Consider the following 18,327-nt stretch of genomic DNA (forward strand, 5'->3'; position numbering starts at 1 on the left):
TAGGTCGGTCTAGGAGTGTTTGGACTGATTATGTATTCAGAATGAATTGAACAAGCATTGATAGACGACTTGCGACTGTTCACCCAATCCTTCCTTTCTCGAAGTGCATAGTTATAAACTTGTCGGCACGTTTCAAGGTGCATCTCAATCCTTTGGACTTGAGACTTTTTAGGCTTGAGTTTGAAATCGTAGGTCATCGTTATCATGCTCCCATTATAACACACTTAATAAAACTGGCAAGGCTCATTAAGTGTTGACGCTTCGCGGGTTACATACTGTTTTTCTTTTCATCCCCGTCCTAAAGTATCGGGGCTTTCAAGAAAACATGATCGGTAATCTTCCACCAATATCCCGCACCACCGGGGTCTGGTCAAGTGATTGAGGTAGAAATTGAGCTAAAACGCAAGGATGGTCAGCCTGTAGATGAATGGCTGCAAGCGGAGATTAACCGCCACGCTTAGAATCAGTGGGGAGCAGGGGAGTTGGGAATAAGCATCAATCATCGGTATTGGGATGATCAACTAAGACAATGAAGACTACCTTCAACGAGAACGTTGATAAAGAGCCACCAATTCCCCTAAACCATCCACATTAATCCCTTTGCCAACTGCCGTCATTCCCCAATCTTGTTCTCGTCGTTCCAACTCCGCCAAAATCAACCCCGTCATCCCTTGATACTCAGAACCTGAGAGATTATAACGCGCCACTTCTTGCTGATTTTTTGAGTTCACCAACCGGACAAAAGCATTCTTAACTTGCCCAAAATCCTGCTTTCTTTCCCGACATTTATAAATATTCACCGTAAAAACTAGCTTGACAATTGAATTGGGAATCTTCGCTAAATTAACCAAAATTTGTTCATCATCTCCCTGTCCTTCCCCCGTCAAATTATCTCCTAAATGAACAATCGCACCAGAAGCATGACGCAGATTGGCATAATAAACTAAATCTTGTTTGTTGACAAAACGATCCCCTTGTGATAAGCAAATGATTGAGGCATCTAAATCAAAATCAGGTGTATTTTTGAAGAGGCCGAATAACCCACCCCCTTGTTGAACATCCCAACCTAAACCACACATCACTTGGGTTAAACCGGGGGATTCTTTGGTTAAAGAAATCCGTTGTCCTTTCTGTAAATTAATCGCCATATTGGTAATATCCTTTTGGGACGTAATGTCTGCTTTAAATCATATCCTAGGGGGAATTCATGGATTCCCCCTAATATAATCTCTTCAGGGCTAGGTTAATTGGGTTAATTATAACGATCGAGTAAAGCTTGTAATCCTCCTTGATAGCCTTCTCCGATAGCACTCATGCGCCATTCTCCGTCCTTTAAGTACAATTCACCCATAATCATGGCTGTCTCAATGGAATAGTCTTCTGAGAGGTCGTAACGCAAAATTTCTTGCTTAGTTTGCACATCCACTAAACGAACAAAACCATTTTCAACTTGACCGAAATTTTGCCCCCTTTCTTCTGCCTCATAAATGGTAATAGTAAAGACAATTTTTGCGACTTCGGGGGGAACTTTGCGCAGGTCAACAATAATGGCTTCATCGTCTCCTTCTCCGGCTCCAGTGAGGTTATCTCCCATGTGTTTAACCGACTGATCTGGATCGGGACTGGTCAGGTTATTGTAAAAAATGAAATGTTGGTCAGAGAGGAGTTTTTCATTAGAGCCTAACAGGAAGACAGAAGCATCAAGGTCAAAACTTTTCCCTGTATCGGTACGTTTTACGTCCCAGCCTAAACCGACAAAGACAGCAATTAAACCGGGGGCAATTTTTTCGAGGGAGACTCGTTGGCCTTTTTTGAGTGAGATTGACATTTTATCTGGAGTGAATGTGAAAGAATGAAATTTAACGAAATTGTAGACAAATTGTAAACAAATTAAGGTCTGAATGGTCACAAGGGAGCCGCTTCGACTCCCATCCTCATTGTAGCCCTCAAATTCTGAGTCTGGCATCACTGGATGAAGCAACAGAATATTCTCTTCTTCACCCGACATTGCAGATAAAGAGAATTTGATGGTACTCTGTCAATGACCTACGGGACGTGGGGCAAAGCCTATCGCCAGAGAGTAAGACTCGTTACTGGGAAAAGTAAAAAGCATCTCTTTGGGTAGGAAGCCAAGACTGTCATTTTTCATTCAGTGTTGGTAGTTCACTTCACTCAAACCGGAATTCCCGATTTCCTATTCCCTAACTAATCCTCCATGGAATTTCAGCAATTAATTACCCACTTAGGTGTAGACCCCAGTCAAACCAGTTTAGCCCAGCAACCGGATCTCAACCCGGAGATTCAAGCCGTCTGTGCCGTATATGAGGCAACGCCGGAATCCCTAAGTTATGTGGAGGGAGCAAAATATGCCCAGTGGATTAGTCAAACGGCGGCGAATAGCCTTATTTTGCCTCCAGATCCGGCATTCCAAGCCGAAGCCACACAACGGGGGATTGCTTGGTTAGCCACTCCTGAACCCCGTTTATTGTTTGCTCGGGCGATCGCACTATTTTATCAACCCTACCGACCGAAACCCGCAATTGACCCCACAGCGGTGATTCATCCCAGCGTGGTGTTCGGAGAGTCTGTCTATATTGGCAGTCATGTTGTGATTGGTGAGGGGGCAAAAATTGGCGATCGCGCTTGTCTTCATCCCAACGTGGTGATTTATCCCGATGTGGAGATTGGGGAAAACACCACGATCCATGCTAACGCTACGATCCACGAACGAACCCAAATCGGGGCGAATTGTATGATTCACAGTGGGGCCGTCATTGGGGGGGAAGGGTTTGGCTTTGTTCCCTCCGCCCAAGGATGGGTCAAAATGGAACAATCGGGGCGAGTGGTCTTGGAAGACGGGGTAGAAGTGGGGAGTAATAGCACCGTAGATCGTCCGGCCGTGGGAGAAACTCGCATTGGTCGCAATACCAAACTCGACAACCTCGTACAAATTGGCCACGGTTGCAAAATAGGCACCAATACGGTGATTGCGTCACAAGCAGGCATGGCTGGAGGGGTGAAAGTGGGGAATGGGGTAATTTTGGCGGGTCAGGTGGGAATTGCCAACGAGGCCGTAATTGGAGATGGTGCGATCGCCACTGCCAAAGCGGGTATTCATAACAACATCAAGGCCGGGGAAATTGTCACAGGCATCCCGGCCTTACCTCATAAAGTCTTCCTCAAGGCCAGTGCCGTCTATCAGCACTTACCAGAAATGTACAAGACTTTACGGCGTTTAAAGCGAGGATAGGGAGTCGGGTTCGTAGTTGCGCTTTAGCGCCCAATCGGGAGAGGGGGAGAGGGGAAGCAATTATCAATAGATCGCCCTTAGGCGTTGATCACAGTTCAAGACCCAGTAACCTGGCAATCTTAGGCAGGATTTCCGAGGCATCCATTAACGGTCCCGGGGTGGATAAATCAATTAAACTCCCTTTGAGGAGATGGAGAGCGGTTTTAGCAGCTTTACGGTGGCTACTGTCGGGATTCTCTAACCCCACTTCGGCGAGGATGCGAATTTGTTCGAGGGCGGTGATCTGATCGTCTTCGCTCAATTCTGAGGTGGCGACTAAGATGTTTTGTAATTGTTGGAGAAATTCGGCGAGTTTAAGGGCTTTAGGGGTGTTGGTGGCTTGGAGGCCAATGATGGCATGGTGGGTTAGGTGCTGGGTGCGGGTGAGAAGGGTTTCGGGGGGGGCGGGGGTGGGTTTTTCGCTGCCAAAGACAGCCCAAGGATCACTATTTCGGGGACTGGGGGGACGGGTGAGGGCGGTGATAATCATGGTTTCGAGGTTACGGACGCGATCGCCTTCTAAAATCCCCGATAAGCCAATACTACTGTCGGGCATGAATTTGAACTGGTTGTAAGTGTGGAAATATTCCGCACTCAACAGGGAATGATCTACCACTTCGGCGGTTTTCACCCGCAATAACAGGTTCTGCCCCCGTTTTTCTAGGGCGACCAATTCTAGACGGGCTTCGGGATACAATTCCTCTAGTTTCTTGTAGGCGATCGCAATGGAACGAGGATCCACCCCCTGAGTATGGTACAAGTCTAAGGTGTGGGAAATGGGCTTAATAAACTCCACAAAGTCCCCCGGTGCAAAGGTTTCCCGGTAATTATCCGGTTTCCGGCGCGGATTGGGCTGATCTGGGGTAGGAACGTGGAGAAACACATACTGACAGTCTATAAAATCTAAGCGGGTGGTATTGGTCACACCCCAATCCTCCAAATAAGCCCCCGTCAGAGAAGCCCGCGTTAAGTCCGCCCCATCGAGTTGAGTCTGCTTGAAAATCGCTCCCGTTAAGTCCGTATTCACCAAGTTGGCATAACTCAACACCGCCCCTGTAAAGTCCGCTTGGGCTAAATTTGCCCCCTCTAAATAAACTCCTTGTAAATTTTTGTGCCTAAATACTTGACTTGCACCCTGACCTGTGATAAGTAAGCGACGAATCTGGGCATCTTGTAAATAAGTGTCCCCAGTGCGCACAAGGCTATAACGTTTGAGACGGAACCATTGAGTCCGGGTGAGAATCGCCCGACGGAGGTCTACCCCCTTTAATTCCGCTTGGTAAAAGTTGACATAGGAGAGGTTCGCCCCTTGGAAATTCGTGCCTTTAATCGCTGCTAGGGCAATAGCGAGGTTATAAATAAAAGCTTGTTTGCGATCGCCAGACAACGCCTGCCAACCCACATAAGTTCCCACCATTGCCCCCACCCCAGCCCAAATCAGAGAGAGCAATTTCACCTCATTGCCCGGCAGAGGAATCATCCCGATTTGCACATTGGCCCCCGCCATTGCCCCCGGAATCGTACCCAGCAGCGCCAACAATTCTGTCGCCGCCACCGCCCCAAAACCGGCCACCGCCATAGCCAAAGCCGCCGACACCGCCACCCCCAAAGTTGTCCCCACCCCAATGGCTAAGGCCACCCCCATAATAACCGCCATAATAATCGGATTCGACCCCGCCCCAGCCCCCGCGTAGGCTGTCGCCCAGACCAAAATCACCACCCAGAAACCCATCGCCACCAGCGCCCCCGTCGCCTTGGGCAACCCTTGGCGCGCCGTCATCCCGTAGAAAATCCCTAAAACCACCACCTCCACCAGCCCAATTAAAATATCCCCCGGGTGGAGATTTTGCAGCACATTAAATACAATACTGCCCATAAAAGCCGAAATGAGGGCGCAAGATCCCGACAACAGACAACAGCCCCCAATCAACGTCAACACCCAACGCCCTTGTAATCCTGTGCGAGCGTAACTAAAATTGGCTTCCGCTAAATTGGCTCCCCGAAAGTCTGCACTGCGTACATCTGCACGGCTAAAATCTGCCCCGCGTAAATCTTGATTTTGGAAGGAAGCACCGCATAGATTTTGACCGGAGAAATCGGTGGACATGATAGAGGGACTAAGGTTTGAACGGCTGGAAATATTATCAACAGTGAACTATTAACAGTCAATCATCTAACAGTCAATCATCAATGATTCACCCTTAACCTCAACAGCCCACTCTGGACGATTCACTATTATTTCACCTCTTTTGAAATCACACAAAGTTTCATCCCTTCCTTCGCCAATACACTACCGGGCATCGCTTCTTTAACTTCCTCAGCCACCTGATCGAGAAAATCATCACTGTGATTCGGTTCGTGATGGAACACGACTAACTGTTTTACCCCGGCTGCTTTAGCCGCTTTTACCCCTTCTTGCCAAGTGGAATGGCCCCAGCCCACCTTGGGAGACTTGGGATTGTGATACTCTTCATCGGTGTACATCGCATCATAAATAAACACATCGGCATCCCGTGCCAAGTGCAGCACATTCTCATCCAACCGATCAGGAAAATGTTCCGTATCGGTACAATAAACGGCCGTATGACCGCCCCAAGAGACGCGATAGCCCATCGCCCCATTAGGATGGTTTAAGGGCTTAGTTTCAATCACAATGTCATCGAGATTAAAGGTTTCCCCACAGACAATATCGTGATAGGTTAATTGGGCTTGAATATCGGCCACCGGAACCGGGGAGTTTATATGTAATACCCGATCTCGGAAATGCCGCTCCATTTTCATAATTTCCCCTTCTTGGGGAACTTGTCCATGAATATAAAAGCAATCTTCGGCGGTAAATTGGGGCAAGAAAAAAGGCAACCCTTGGATATGATCCCAATGGTAATGGGTAAAAAACATACAGGCTTCTAGGGGTTGCTCATGGTATAAATCATAAAGATGTTTCCCTAAAAGACGTAACCCAGTCCCCCCATCAAAAATCAGTTGTCGATCCCCAATTTCCATGGAAACGCAGGAGGTATTCCCGCCATAGCGGACGGTTTCGGGGCCTGGTGAGGGGACACTGCCTCGGACCCCCCAAAATCTTACAAAAAATCCAGAAGATGAGTTATTTTTCATGGGACATTCAAGGCGTGAGTGTGGCACATTGACCCTGATGACGCAGCAGGTGGTCACATAACACGAGGGCAACCATTGCTTCTACCATAGGCACGGCTCTAGGCAAAACACAAGGGTCATGTCGCCCCCTAGCGGCTAAGGTGGTTTCTTCCCCAGTGTTGGTCACCGTTTTCTGGGCTTGACCTATTGTAGCAGTTGGTTTAAATGCCGCTCGGAGAATGATATTTTCACCGTTACTAATCCCTCCTTGAATCCCACCAGAACGGTTGGTGACGGTGCGTGTGGCTCCTTGTTGATCAATATAGAACTCGTCGTTGTGTTCTTTTCCGGTGAGTAACACCCCGGCAAAACCGGAGCCAATTTCAAAACCTTTGGTCGCGGGAAGGGACATAATGGCTTTAGCGAGGTCGGCCTCTAGTTTATCAAATACGGGTTCACCGAGGCCCCGGGGGACGTGACGGGCTACACATTCCACTACCCCTCCGAGGGAATTGCGATCGCGCTTGGCCTGATCAATCAAGTCAATCATCCGTTCGGCACATTCTTCATCGGGACAGCGCACAATATTATTTTCCACCTGTTTGAGGGTGACGGTGTTACTATCAACGACCGCCTCTAGGTCTTTAATGCGCTTGACATAGGCGACAATTTCCACCCCAGCGACTTGGTAGAGGATTTTTTTGGCGATCGCACCTGCCGCCACCCGTCCAATAGTTTCCCGGGCCGAAGAACGCCCCCCTCCTTGCCAATTGCGAATCCCATATTTCGCGTCATAGGTCGCATCAGCATGGGAAGGGCGATAGGTGGTTTCCATTTCCTGATAGTCTGCCGGGCGAGGGTCTTGATTGCGGACTAAAATGGCAATCGGAGTCCCTAGGGTTTTCCCTGCAAACACCCCCGATAAAATCTCACATTGATCCGCCTCTTTCCGGGGAGTGGTAATCTTACTTTGTCCCGGTCGTCTGCGGTCGAGTTCAAACTGGATTTCGTCTCGGGATATCTCCAAGCGGGGGGGACAGCCATCAATCACAACGCCAACCCCTCCCCCGTGGGATTCTCCAAAAGTCGTAATGCGAAAGAGATGTCCGAATGTACTGCCCATAAGCTTCTATTTTGGCGTTGACCGTCTTGTATTGTAACAGTGTTCTAGGGGCAATGAGCGGGGGAGGAGCTATGTCCACCAAAAAGCCGAGGCTAATCAAAGCTCATCACGACAACGTTCTAAGTAAATTTGTGCCACTGAATCTTGAGGATTAAGGCTTAAACATTGAGCAAATAGCTGAATAGCCTCGGCTAAATCTCCCATATAATAACAGAGTAACGCTTGCTCAAAACGAGTTTTAGTTTTCTGTTTTCCCTTATATAATTCCGGGGGATCGGCATCAAAGACTTCAAACACTGAAACCTGTTCTGATTTGCCTTTAACAATCACCCGATCAATTAATCGGATGCCATATTCTGAACGATGGGAGAGTTTTAAAAAGGTTTGATGGGAAATCAATAAAGAAACACGATATAAACGGGTAAGACGTTCTAAACGAGAGGCTAAATTCACCGTATCACTCACGACCGTGCCATCCATGTGTCGTTTACCCCCAACGGTGCCTAACATTAAATGACCTGTATTAATACCAATGCCAATACTAATAGGGGTTCGTTCCCGTTGGCAACGATATTGATTATAAGCAGCTAGACGTTTTAACATAGACACACCCGCTTGTACTGCATCATCGGCACTGCCACTAAAAAGCGCCATAATTTCATCCCCAATATACTTATCAATAAATCCACCATTTTGGGTAATCGCCGGCTCCATGCGAAATAAATAAGCATTAAGAAATTTAAAGTTATCGGCGGGGGTCATTTGCTCACTAAAGGTGGTGAAGTTGCGGATATCTGCAAAGAGTATGGACATTTCTTTTTCTACGGCATCCCCTAATTCCACGTCAATGATGCTGTCTTTTTCGAGGAAGCGTAAAAACTGGTTCGGCACAAAGCGTTCATAGGCTGCGTTGAGTTGGCGCATCTGGCTATTACTAGCCTCTAACTGCACAAAAGATTCCTGTAATTGGTGGGACATTTGTTGCAGGAGTTGGGCGAGTTCTCCGAGTTCATCGCGATTGGCGATCGCCACTGGAGAATCCCATTCCCCCTGACCCAAGCGCCGCACGGTTTCCTGAAGCATAGAAAGGGAAAAAACAATGCGCCGTTTGGTAAAAGCCAGAATATCAAAAACCACCCCCAAGACGGCTAGCAACACTAACAGCCAGAGAATCGTGACTAATAACAAAGCCGTGGCAAATTCTCCGGCTGGTTGTTCCACCACCACAAACCAGGGTACCACTTCTAAACGTTGCACAGAACCCACCACAATGCGGCCAATTAAGCCCCGATAGCCATTAAAGCCAGAACGACTCATCTCAAGGGGAGAACGCCCCACAATGTCCTTTAAATAGACGTTGGGTTTTTGGGAGCGTCGCTCTGCAACGGCGATGATTTGCCCGTCTTCATCGGTGAGATAGACATACCCGGCCTCACTGGGTCGAATGTGTCCAGTTAATATCCACAGAGCCATTAAGTCTACGCGCACGGTGAGAGTGCCGAGGGGTTCTTGGGTCGCTCCTCGAACATCTGTACTTAAATAAACATAGGGGGAGTCCTCTGCAAATTGAATGGGACTCAGTTGAACGCCTTTATGGGAGTTGATTTCTAGGTTTTCATAGCGGGTCAAGGGGTGAATTCTTGCGTCTTGATGATGGTATTCAAGAATCGTGCCATCTGGGGCAGTCAGCCAAATGGCGAAAAATTCAGGATTGCGTTGCAACATAGTCCGGATGATTTGATCCCGGTTGTTGCTGACGGCGAGGGAGGCACTGGTGGCTACTAAATCACTTTTAATGTCTAGGAGGGCTAAATCCACATTGCGGGCCACTTGGGCTCCAGCGCGGTCTAGTTTGCGTTTGACCCGTTCTACACTGGTAGTTAAGCCCAAAGACATGGCCGTGAGCAGTCCCAGTAACGCGGTTAAGCTCAGGAGAATCACCCGTCGAGTGATCTGTTGACTCAAAGAGTCTCGGCGCTGTCCTGATACAGTTTTTGCCTGATAGGCGGGTTTCCCCGGGCGATTCTCGTTCCGAGACACTGGGCGATTCTCGTTCCGAGACGCTGCGCGATCGCGACTCACTCTTATCTCCTCCCCACTCAGGCTGTTTCCCATTGAAGCTGTTCCTATTGTCGCTTATTTTTCCCGAAGCCATCGCAATGGACGGGTTGCTGTTTAGCATTGAGGAGAAGGAGATGTAAAAACTCTACCAGTTGATCTTTCTTCGGTGTGGGAGGGCCTCATTAGTCAGATTGACATTGCTCAACTAACCAAGTGATCACTTGTTTTCCTAAAGATACCCCATCTAAACGGTCAATTTCTCGAACTCCGGTGGGACTGGTGACGTTCACTTCTGTTAGGTAGCCACCAATGACATCTAGTCCCACAAAGTATAAACCATCGGCTTTGAGGGAGGGGGCAACGGTCGCGCAAATCTCCCGATCTCGCTCAGTAATCTCGGCTTTCGCCACTCGTCCCCCGACGGCCATATTGCCCCTAAATTCTTGCCCCGTGGGGATGCGATTGACGGCTCCAATGGGTTGGCCGTCGAGTAAAATAATCCGTTTGTCCCCTTCACTGGCAGCTGGGAGGTACTGCTGCACCATGACGGGTTCTTGACCCCATTTGGTGCTAACTTCAATCAGGGAATTGAGATTGCGATCGCCTGCTTCCAAGAACAAAATTCCCTCCCCCCCTTTACCCCCCAAAGGTTTCAGCACCGCCGCCCCTTTTTGAGCTACAAAGTCTAAGATCACGCTTTTGGCTTGACTGACAATCGTTTCGGGAATCACAGTGGGAAAGTTCAAAGCGTAAAGTTTCTCATTGGCCGCCTGTAGACCTCGGGGGTTGTTGAGAACCAGTGTTTTCGTCGGATCAATTAAATCTAAAATTTGAGTAGTGTAGAGATAAGGCACCGTCACCGGGGGATCTTTGCGCATTAAAACCCCATCCATCGTGGTGAGAGGCTGCCAAGTTCCAGGCCCCTTTTCATACCAAGATTTAGGCGCAAGCCAGCGCTCTCCGACTAATTCAACGGGAGTGAGGGAAACGGGGGACAATAACGCCCAAGCTTGGCCTTCCACCACGCTCAACTGTTGAACTTCGGTTATATAAACTTCATGTCCCAACATTTGAGCCGCTTCCATCAGAGCTACGCTGGTATCGTGACCCGGGTCTAGTTGAGCAATGGGGTCAATAATAAAGACGAATTTCATAGGAGTGTCAGGAAGGGGGGATGAGAGGCTTTTGTCCCTATTTTAGCTCAAATGTCGATATAGCGTTTCCATTTGAGTTTTGTAATCCACAAGGGAAAGCAAAGGGAGCAGGGAATTGATAATTGACAATTGATAATTGACAATTATTTCCGACACCCTCTCCCCTGCTCCCCAAGTTATTCAGCAAGCCCTATATAAGCCCCAAGCGGTTGCCACCAGTGGGGATGGTCTAAATACCATTCCACGGTGGCGCGTAAACCTTCCTCAAGGGTGACGGAAGGAGTCCAATGGAGTTGGCTAGCGATTTTGTGGGCGTTGATGGCGTAGCGACGATCATGGCCGGGGCGATCTTTGACAAAGGTGATCAGTTGCTGGGAGGGACGCACGGGCAGACTGGGGGCGAGTTCGTCCATGATTTGACAGATCATTTGAACTAAATCCAAATTTTTCACTTCATTGTTGCCGCCAATATTGTAGGTTTCGCCGGGTGTTCCTTGGTGAATCACCCGGTCGAGAGCGCTACAGTGATCCAATACATACAGCCAGTCGCGGACATTTTGACCATCACCATAGATGGGTAGGGGTTTCCCGAGGAGGATGTTGAGACAGATCAGGGGAATGAGTTTTTCGGGGAACTGATAGGGGCCGTAATTGTTGGAACAGTTGGTGATTAAGGTGGGGAGTTGATAGGTGTGGTAATAGGCTCGAACAAGGTGATCACTGCCTGCTTTTGAGGCGGAATAGGGGCTGTTGGGGGCGTAGGGGGTGGTTTCACTAAAGGGGGGGTCATCGTGGTCTAAACTGCCATAAACCTCGTCTGTGGAGACGTGGAGGAAACGGTAGTGGGTGGGGGTGTTTTGTGTGACCCAGTGATGGCGGAAGGCTTCAAGGAGGGTAAATGTGCCGTTGATGTTGGTTTGAATGAAGGTATCGGGGGCCAAGATGGAACGGTCTACATGGGATTCGGCGGCGAGATGGGCGAGGGTGTCGATTTGTTCGCTGGCGAGGAGGTGGTCAAGGAGGGGGCGATCGCCAATATTCCCCTCCACAAATCTATAGTTAGGGTGGGCGTTGAGATCCTTGAGATTATCTAGGTTTCCAGCATAGGTCAGGGCATCGAGAACAATCACGCGATCGCCCGGATAAGTTTTACACCAATGATGAACGAAGTTGGAACCAATAAAACCAGCCCCGCCAGTAATCAGAATAGTACGAGTCATATTGTCAATTATCAATTATCAATTCCCTAGTTTAGGGGGGACTGTATTCTTCCCAGCCAATGGATGCCCCATTTCTCGCTAAACTAGAACTGATTGAAAACCTGCATAACCTTGAGCAATCAGCCCTAATGAGTGAAATTGAAGCGCAACTAACCCAACTGAAACAAGAAGCAACCGAAGCGATCGCCTCCGTCACCACCCTCGACGCTCTAGAACAACTGCGCGTCAATTATCTAGGTAAAAAAGGGCAACTGTCCCAAATTTTACGCGGCATGGGCAAATTATCCCCCGAAGAACGCCCCCGCATTGGTGCGATCGCCAACGAAGTCAAAGAAGCCCTACAACAAAGCCTTGACCAAGCCAACCACCAACTCGAAAAAGCCCAAATTGCCGCCCAACTTGCCGCCGAAACCCTTGATGTCACCATGCCCGGTGTTAGTCGTCCCCTCGGTCGCATTCACCCCCTCAATAGCATCATTGATCGGGTCATAGAAATATTCCTCGGTCTGGGCTACACCGTCGCCGAAGGCCCCGAAATTGAAAGCGACTACTACAACTTTGAAGCCCTCAACACCCCCCCCGATCACCCGGCAAGGGATATGCAGGACACCTTCTATCTGCCTCACGATCAACTCCTGCTACGAACCCATACCTCCTCCGTCCAAATCCGCTACATGGAACAGCATGATCCCCCCATTCGGGTCATTGCTCCCGGTCGGGTCTACCGTCGCGACACCGTAGACGCTACCCACTCGGCCGTTTTCCATCAAGTGGAACTCTTAGCCATTGACCGGGGATTAACCTTTACCGACCTCAAAGGCACCCTAAAAGAATTTGTCCGGCAAATGTTCGGCGAAGACCTCCCCATGCGCTTCCGCGCTAGTTATTTCCCCTTCACAGAACCCTCTGCCGAGGTTGATGTGCAATGGAAAGGCAAATGGTTAGAAGTTTTAGGCTGTGGCATGGTAGATCCTAATGTATTAAAAGCCGTCGGTTATGACCCCGAAATTTACACCGGATTTGCAGCCGGATTAGGGGTAGAACGGTTTGCGATGGTACTCCATCAATTTGATGATATTCGTCGTCTTTACAGTAGTGATTTGCGCTTACTACAACAGTTCTGATATCAGTTATCAGTTCTGATATCAATTCTCAATTCTGAGTTCTCAATTCTGAGTTCTCAATTCTGAGTTCTCAATTATCAATCATCAATTATCAATCATCAATTATCAATTATCAATTCCCTATTCTGAGTGACTCGGAACAGAAGGATTACGGTGGCCGTAAAAATTAATCCGATACTCGGTAATTTTTACCCCCGTCTGCTGCTCGATTTGGGCTAATAAATCGGCGGGTAACTCAACATGAACATCAATAATTTGTTGTGTGTCTAAACAATTCACATGACTATGGGCATCGCTCACATTCCCGTAAAGTCTGCCATCACAACGCTCCACGCACTCAATAATTCCCTGACTGGATAACGCATCTAAATTTTGATAAACCGAAGTGTGACCAATCTCTTTCCCGTTTTGATTCAAACGATCATAAATTTCTCGGGCGGAGAGGTGTTCTTGTTGTTCCCATAATAACTCTAAAATATAGCGACGTTGACGACTCAAACGCATCCCCAACACTTGACAGCGCTCATAGGCATCCTCTAAAGAACGAATGGGCTTTAAAGCAACTTTCCCATGGGATTGGGAAGACTGGGACAAGGGCAAATCGGTCTTGTTCATCCGTCAGTTGATGGCTATTTATTCATAATCATTACCACTTTAGCTTAGAGACCTAAAAATGTCTATCTGTACTCGGGAGGAATTCCTCGCTTTTGAGTTCTTCTCTCCAGGAAGATGATACAATGGCCTGACAAGCTTGGGGATGTCGGCGAGTATCCAGCAAGGGCTGGAGACAGGATAATACTATTGTTAGTCAAAAAGTAGCGGAAAACGTGGTTCAAACAGTCATCAAAAAAAACCCACCCCCTCAACCAGATGCGTTAAAAAACTGGTTAGCAGAACTCGCAGACCGAGTGATTGCCGGGGAACAATTGAGTAAAGCGGAAGCCTTAGCGTTAACTGAGATTACGGGACAGGAGAACATTTTACTGCTCTGTGAAGCGGCGGATCGGGTGCGTCAGGCCTGCTGTGGGAATGTCGTAGACCTGTGCAGTATTATTAACGTTAAGTCGGGGAATTGCTCGGAAAACTGCGGTTTTTGTTCCCAATCGGCTCACCATCCGGGTCAAGATTCGCCGATCTATGGTTTAAAGCCTCAAGGGGAGATTTTAGAACAGGCGAAAGCTGCCGCCGCGGCCGGAGCTAAACGATTTTGCTTAGTGAGTCAAGGACGGGGGCCGAAATATAGCAGTCCCAAGTCCCAAGAATTTGAACAGATTTTGGCGACGGTGCGGGAAATTATTGCCACTACGGAGATTAAACCCTGTTGTGCTTTAGGGGAAGTGACCCCGGAACAAGCCCAAGCACTGCGAGAAGCGGGGGTAACGCGCTATAACCACAATTTGGAGACTTCCGAGAACTATTTCCCGGAAATTGTCACCACTCATAGCTGGCGCGATCGCGTCGAAACGATCAAGAATCTGAAAGCTGCCGGAATTCAAGCTTGTACCGGGGGCATTATGGGGCTAGGAGAGTCTTGGGAAGATCGGGTAGATTTAGCCTTAGCCTTGCGGGAGTTGGAAGTAGAATCTGTTCCCTTAAATTTACTCAATCCGCGCTCAGGAACCCCCCTCGCGGAGCGTTCCCGTTTGGACCCCTATGATGCCTTGAAGGCGATCGCAATTTTCCGGCTCATTCTACCTCAACAAATTCTCCGCTATGCTGGAGGACGGGAAGCCGTCATGGGAGAATTACAACATTTGGGACTGAAAGCCGGAATTAACGCCATGTTGGTGGGTCATTACCTCACCACCCTCGGGCAACCCCCCGAAGAAGACGCTGCCCTGTTAAACGCATTAGGACTAGAAGGAGGAGAAGCCCCTGTTCCCGGTGAGTATAAACCGTCGCGCTAGAAGACCCAGAACAGCCAACCCCCAAAAGCCCCGCCGCCAGAACGAGCGTCGGTTATCCTTTCCCCATCAACTGGCCTGGGCAGCCATTGGTTTAGTCTTAACCATTGGCGGCACATTTATTGAAGCCTCGGCCACTAATTTTCCTTGGCAGTGGTCAGAACAAGGGGTGGTTGTCATTCCCCTTAAAATCTCTTTTCAAATTGCCGCCGTTTTATTCGTCGGCTGTATGGGAGGTGCTAAAGCTGCTGCACTCTCCCAAGTTGTTTATGTCTTATTAGGCTTAATTGGCCTACCGATTTTCACCCAAGGGGGCGGCCCGGGGTATATTCAAGAATTAACTTTTGGTTATATTTTGGGCTTTATTCCGGGGGCTTGGATTTGTGGCTCTTTAGCCCTACGCGCCAAAGCCCAACTTGAATCCTTAGCCTTTAGCTGTCTTTGCGGTTTGGCCATGATTCATCTTACCGGAATCACCTATTTAGCCGGACTTCAGTTATTAAGTCCCATTGGCGAAGGTTTAATGGCTCTCATTGGTGATATTATTCGCTACTCTGTCCATTTTTTCCCCCGTCAGTTAGTTTTAGTTTGTACTGTTTCAGTCCTCTCCTTCTGTCTGCGTCGGATTATGTTTTACTAAAAGTATGTGATCAACGCCTAACGGCGATCTAAGGTTAACTCACTTCTTCTTGTGATATTCCTAGTTCTTTTCTTCTTGTGATCAACGCCTAACGGCGATCTAAGGTTAACTCACCTGCAACCGGGATCGACCGCGATCCGATTCCCCCTGTGATCAACGCCTAACGGCGATCTAAGGTTAACTCACTTCCCTTCTTTTTCCTTTCGGTAGCCTCTTTTACTCGTGATCAACGCCTAACGGCGATCTAAGGTTAACTCACCCATCGTTTTTTGTTATATTCTTCTAATGTTTTTTGTGATCAACGCCTAACGGCGATCTAAGGTTAACTCACATAGGAAATAACCCTCAAAATGATTACGAAAATTATAGTGATCAACGCCTAACGGCGATCTAAGGTTAACTCACTCTTCTGGGGTCGGGGGTCTATATGACTGTTTGTCGTGATCAACGCCTAACGGCGATCTAAGGTTAACTCACACAGACGACTATTGTTTTGCATTTGCATTATCTGGTGATCAACGCCTAACGGCGATCTAAGGTTAACTCACAAGAACTGGGACGCGGGTCGATTTGAAAGATTTCGTGATCAACGCCTAACGGCGATCTAAGGTTAACTCACTTATGGGCGATCGCATAAAACCCTTGGCACTCCTTTGTGATCAACGCCTAACGGCGATCTAAGGTTAACTCACAGACCGTAGGAAATGGCGGGGTGATTGTCCAATTGCCTGTGATCAACGCCTAACGGCGATCTAAGGTTAACTCACAAAAAAGGAGACACCCATGTACGATAAAGATCAAAGTGATCAACGCCTAACGGCGATCTAAGGTTAACTCACAAGCTCGTCTTTGTAAGCCCAGTACCTCTGCACAGTGATCAACGCCTAACGGCGATCTAAGGTTAACTCACAGCACCCGCCAAAACCCTTACAGGACAACACGCCTCAGACAGTTTTGCAAGCACCCCCACCACTCCGACCCAATTAACCCCATACTACACCATTTTTCGCTAAATCGCAACAGCCCAAACCCAACCCCCATCAAGGGTTCAGGATTTTGCAAGCACCTCCCGCCTCACCCAAACCCCCTCTAAGCCTTATCCCATAAAACTTACAGCCATTTTGCTTCCCCTTTTTCCCCCAACAGTCAGAGGTGCTTGCATTTTTGTCCCCAACAGGCAGGAAAAAACCACACCCCTCCAAGAGTGTGGCGATCAGAACAACTGAGGTAGAAAATTCAAGGCCTGAAGGGACAAATCCTAGCGGCGGTAGACCTCATTCAACAGCGCTCCATCTGCCCCAATGAGTTCAACGTGCAAGGGCATTTGTCCAGCCGCGTGGGTAGAACAACTCAGACAGGGGTCAAAACACCGGATTCCAGCCTCAACACGGTTTAATAAACCTTCGGGGATTTCGTTGCCGTGAATATAATGTTTGGCGATTTGCGTCACGGTTTTATTCATGGCGAGGTTGTTTTGTCCCGTGGCAATAATCAGGTTCACTTTTTGGATTAAACCGTTTTCGTCCACTTTGTAATGGTGGAACAAAGTACCGCGAGGGGCTTCACTGACTCCTACGCCTTCGAGTTCGTTAATTCCGGCTTGGGCGCGTACTCGTTCCGACACCACATCAGGATCATCCATTAACTGCTGGATTTTCTCTAAGGCGGCGAGAATTTCGATTAAACGGGCGTAGTGGTAGAAGAAAGAGGAGGTGGGAAGGCCACCAGCGCGATCGCGCATTTCCCGTAATTCCCGATCCGCCGCTTCCGTGCCGATGTGATCACACACATTTAACCGCGCCAAAGGCCCCACCCGATAAATCCCGTCAGGATAGCCCAAGGGCTTGTAGTAGGGGAACTTGAGATAAGACCAAGGCTCCACCGCTTCGCCGATAAAGCTGTGATAGTCGTCCTCGCTGAGATGATCGGCGATAATAGTCCCCTCACTATCCCGGAAGCGTAAATGACCGCCGTAGTGTTCCCACTCGCCATTTTTGCCCACTAAGCCCATAAACAGGGAGGGGAATTTGCCAAATTCCTCGGTTTCAGTGGTGAAACGATCTAGAAGTTGTTTAAACAGATTTAAGGCCGTGTAGAGCGTTTCAAAGGACTCTGGGAGGCGTTCCCGGATCCAGGTGCGTCCTTCTTCCGATAAAGGCGATCGCACCCCACCAGGCACCGCCCAGGCCGCGTGAATTTTCCGCGCCCCCAACTTCTCAATAATCGTCTGACCAAATTGGCGTAAACGAATGCCAGCGCGGGCTAAATCCGGATCAGCCGCAATTAAACCAAACACATTCCGCGTCGCCGGATCACTATCCCACCCTAATAAAAAATCAGGGCTGCTTAAGTGGAAAAAGGACAGAGCATGGGATTGGGTAAACTGTCCTAAATTCATTAAACGGCGCAATTTTTCCCCGGCGACTGGCACCTTCACCGCCAGTAATTTATCCCCGGTTTTCGCGGCCGCCAGTAAGTGACTTACCGGACAAATGCCACAAATGCGCGCCGTAATTCCGGCCATTTCCGTAAAGGGTCTACCTTCACAAAACTTTTCAAAACCCCGATATTCCACCACATGAAACCGAGCATCTTCCACCTCCCCGGCATCATCTAAATAGATGGATATTTTGGCATGACCTTCAATGCGTGTTACGGGGTCAATAACTACGGTTTTCGCCATAATGTTCTCCTCTGAAAATGAATAACGAATGAT

15 protein-coding genes and 1 CRISPR repeat array are annotated in these 18,327 nt (G+C 48.6%); of the genes, 4 read left to right on the forward strand and 11 right to left on the reverse strand.

The genetic code is table 11. The features are described from left to right. The 3 genes from K4A83_RS22970 to K4A83_RS03235 form a co-directional block, all read right to left on the reverse strand. Window positions 1-197: helix-turn-helix domain-containing protein (locus K4A83_RS22970; protein WP_407809800.1), on the reverse strand; the 197-nt coding region annotated here is incomplete at its 3' end. Window positions 198-542: 345 nt separating this feature from the next. After that, window positions 543-1,148, reverse strand: a complete 606-nt coding sequence (locus K4A83_RS03230) for a TerD family protein (RefSeq protein WP_265262963.1) — start codon at window positions 1,146-1,148, stop codon at window positions 543-545. Window positions 1,149-1,252: 104 nt separating this feature from the next. After that, complete coding sequence (locus K4A83_RS03235; RefSeq protein ID WP_265262964.1) at window positions 1,253-1,828, reverse strand: TerD family protein; 576 nt, start codon at window positions 1,826-1,828, stop codon at window positions 1,253-1,255. Window positions 1,829-2,215: 387 nt separating this feature from the next. On the opposite strand from K4A83_RS03235, the gene lpxD reads away from it, so the two are divergent. Further along, window positions 2,216-3,250, forward strand: coding sequence for a UDP-3-O-(3-hydroxymyristoyl)glucosamine N-acyltransferase (gene lpxD / locus K4A83_RS03240; protein ID WP_265262965.1), 1,035 nt, complete (start codon window positions 2,216-2,218; stop codon window positions 3,248-3,250). 88 nt (window positions 3,251-3,338) lie between these two features. Here the strand turns inward: lpxD and K4A83_RS03245 are convergent, their stop codons facing one another. The 6 genes from K4A83_RS03245 to rfbB all read right to left on the reverse strand — a co-directional run bounded on the left by K4A83_RS03245 (window position 3,339) and on the right by rfbB (window position 11,943). Beyond that, window positions 3,339-5,396 (reverse strand): pentapeptide repeat-containing protein, encoded by a 2,058-nt coding sequence (locus K4A83_RS03245; protein ID WP_265262966.1) that lies wholly within the window; start codon window positions 5,394-5,396, stop codon window positions 3,339-3,341. A gap of 128 nt (window positions 5,397-5,524) precedes the next feature. Next, window positions 5,525-6,406 carry an MBL fold metallo-hydrolase gene (locus tag K4A83_RS03250; protein WP_407809801.1) on the reverse strand — a complete coding sequence of 294 codons (882 nt, stop codon included), beginning with the start codon at window positions 6,404-6,406 and terminating at the stop codon, window positions 5,525-5,527. A gap of 7 nt (window positions 6,407-6,413) precedes the next feature. After that, window positions 6,414-7,508, reverse strand: coding sequence for a chorismate synthase (aroC, locus tag K4A83_RS03255; RefSeq protein WP_265262968.1), 1,095 nt, complete (start codon window positions 7,506-7,508; stop codon window positions 6,414-6,416). Window positions 7,509-7,604: 96 nt separating this feature from the next. Continuing rightward, window positions 7,605-9,623 carry an adenylate/guanylate cyclase domain-containing protein gene (locus K4A83_RS03260; RefSeq protein ID WP_265262970.1) on the reverse strand — a complete coding sequence of 673 codons (2,019 nt, stop codon included), beginning with the start codon at window positions 9,621-9,623 and terminating at the stop codon, window positions 7,605-7,607. Between the two features lie 128 nt (window positions 9,624-9,751). After that, on the reverse strand, window positions 9,752-10,723 hold the full coding sequence (gene gshB, locus K4A83_RS03265) for a glutathione synthase (protein WP_265262971.1): 972 nt from the start codon (window positions 10,721-10,723) through the stop codon (window positions 9,752-9,754). A gap of 176 nt (window positions 10,724-10,899) precedes the next feature. Then, a complete protein-coding gene (rfbB, locus tag K4A83_RS03270; RefSeq protein ID WP_265262972.1) occupies window positions 10,900-11,943 on the reverse strand; it encodes a dTDP-glucose 4,6-dehydratase in 1,044 nt (347 codons plus the stop codon). A 128-nt stretch (window positions 11,944-12,071) separates the two neighbouring features. On the opposite strand from rfbB, the gene pheS reads away from it, so the two are divergent. Continuing rightward, window positions 12,072-13,067, forward strand: a complete 996-nt coding sequence (pheS, locus tag K4A83_RS03275) for a phenylalanine--tRNA ligase subunit alpha (protein WP_321160993.1) — start codon at window positions 12,072-12,074, stop codon at window positions 13,065-13,067. Between the two features lie 120 nt (window positions 13,068-13,187). Here pheS and K4A83_RS03280 read toward each other — a convergent pair whose 3' ends face one another. After that, complete coding sequence (locus K4A83_RS03280; protein WP_265262973.1) at window positions 13,188-13,682, reverse strand: Fur family transcriptional regulator; 495 nt, start codon at window positions 13,680-13,682, stop codon at window positions 13,188-13,190. A gap of 212 nt (window positions 13,683-13,894) precedes the next feature. Between K4A83_RS03280 and bioB the strand changes: the two genes are divergently transcribed. Together bioB and K4A83_RS03290 are read left to right on the forward strand one after the other, a co-directional pair. Beyond that, window positions 13,895-14,974 (forward strand): biotin synthase BioB, encoded by a 1,080-nt coding sequence (bioB, locus tag K4A83_RS03285; RefSeq protein ID WP_265262974.1) that lies wholly within the window; start codon window positions 13,895-13,897, stop codon window positions 14,972-14,974. Next, window positions 14,952-15,611: a biotin transporter BioY gene (locus tag K4A83_RS03290; RefSeq protein ID WP_265262975.1), complete on the forward strand. Its 660-nt coding sequence runs from the start codon at window positions 14,952-14,954 to the stop codon at window positions 15,609-15,611. Before bioB ends, K4A83_RS03290 begins: the two co-directional genes overlap by 23 nt. A gap of 6 nt (window positions 15,612-15,617) precedes the next feature. Next, window positions 15,618-16,521: direct repeats of the CRISPR family, unit length 37 nt; unit sequence GTGATCAACGCCTAACGGCGATCTAAGGTTAACTCAC. A gap of 348 nt (window positions 16,522-16,869) precedes the next feature. Here the strand turns inward: K4A83_RS03290 and K4A83_RS03295 are convergent. Then, entirely contained in the window at window positions 16,870-18,294 is a 1,425-nt protein-coding gene (locus K4A83_RS03295; protein WP_265262976.1) for a Ni/Fe hydrogenase subunit alpha, read from the reverse strand. Window positions 18,295-18,327: the final 33 nt, after the last annotated feature.

Source organism: Spirulina subsalsa FACHB-351, assembly GCF_026130165.1.
GTDB lineage: Bacteria > Cyanobacteriota > Cyanobacteriia > Cyanobacteriales > Spirulinaceae > Spirulina_A > Spirulina_A subsalsa_A.

Coding starts and splice junctions, on each gene's coding strand:
- K4A83_RS03245 (WP_265262966.1), bottom strand. CDS start 5,396: ATGTCCACCGATTTCTCCGGTCAAAATCTATGCGGTGCTTCCTTCCAA.
- rfbB (WP_265262972.1), bottom strand. CDS start 11,943: ATGACTCGTACTATTCTGATTACTGGCGGGGCTGGTTTTATTGGTTCC.
- K4A83_RS03295 (WP_265262976.1), bottom strand. CDS start 18,294: ATGGCGAAAACCGTAGTTATTGACCCCGTAACACGCATTGAAGGTCAT.
- K4A83_RS03235 (WP_265262964.1), bottom strand. CDS start 1,828: ATGTCAATCTCACTCAAAAAAGGCCAACGAGTCTCCCTCGAAAAAATT.
- gshB (WP_265262971.1), bottom strand. CDS start 10,723: ATGAAATTCGTCTTTATTATTGACCCCATTGCTCAACTAGACCCGGGT.
- aroC (WP_265262968.1), bottom strand. CDS start 7,508: ATGGGCAGTACATTCGGACATCTCTTTCGCATTACGACTTTTGGAGAA.
- K4A83_RS03260 (WP_265262970.1), bottom strand. CDS start 9,623: ATGGGAAACAGCCTGAGTGGGGAGGAGATAAGAGTGAGTCGCGATCGC.
- pheS (WP_321160993.1), top strand. CDS start 12,072: ATGAGTGAAATTGAAGCGCAACTAACCCAACTGAAACAAGAAGCAACC.
- K4A83_RS03230 (WP_265262963.1), bottom strand. CDS start 1,148: ATGGCGATTAATTTACAGAAAGGACAACGGATTTCTTTAACCAAAGAA.
- K4A83_RS03280 (WP_265262973.1), bottom strand. CDS start 13,682: ATGAACAAGACCGATTTGCCCTTGTCCCAGTCTTCCCAATCCCATGGG.
- K4A83_RS03250 (WP_407809801.1), bottom strand. CDS start 6,406: ATGAAAAATAACTCATCTTCTGGATTTTTTGTAAGATTTTGGGGGGTC.
- lpxD (WP_265262965.1), top strand. CDS start 2,216: ATGGAATTTCAGCAATTAATTACCCACTTAGGTGTAGACCCCAGTCAA.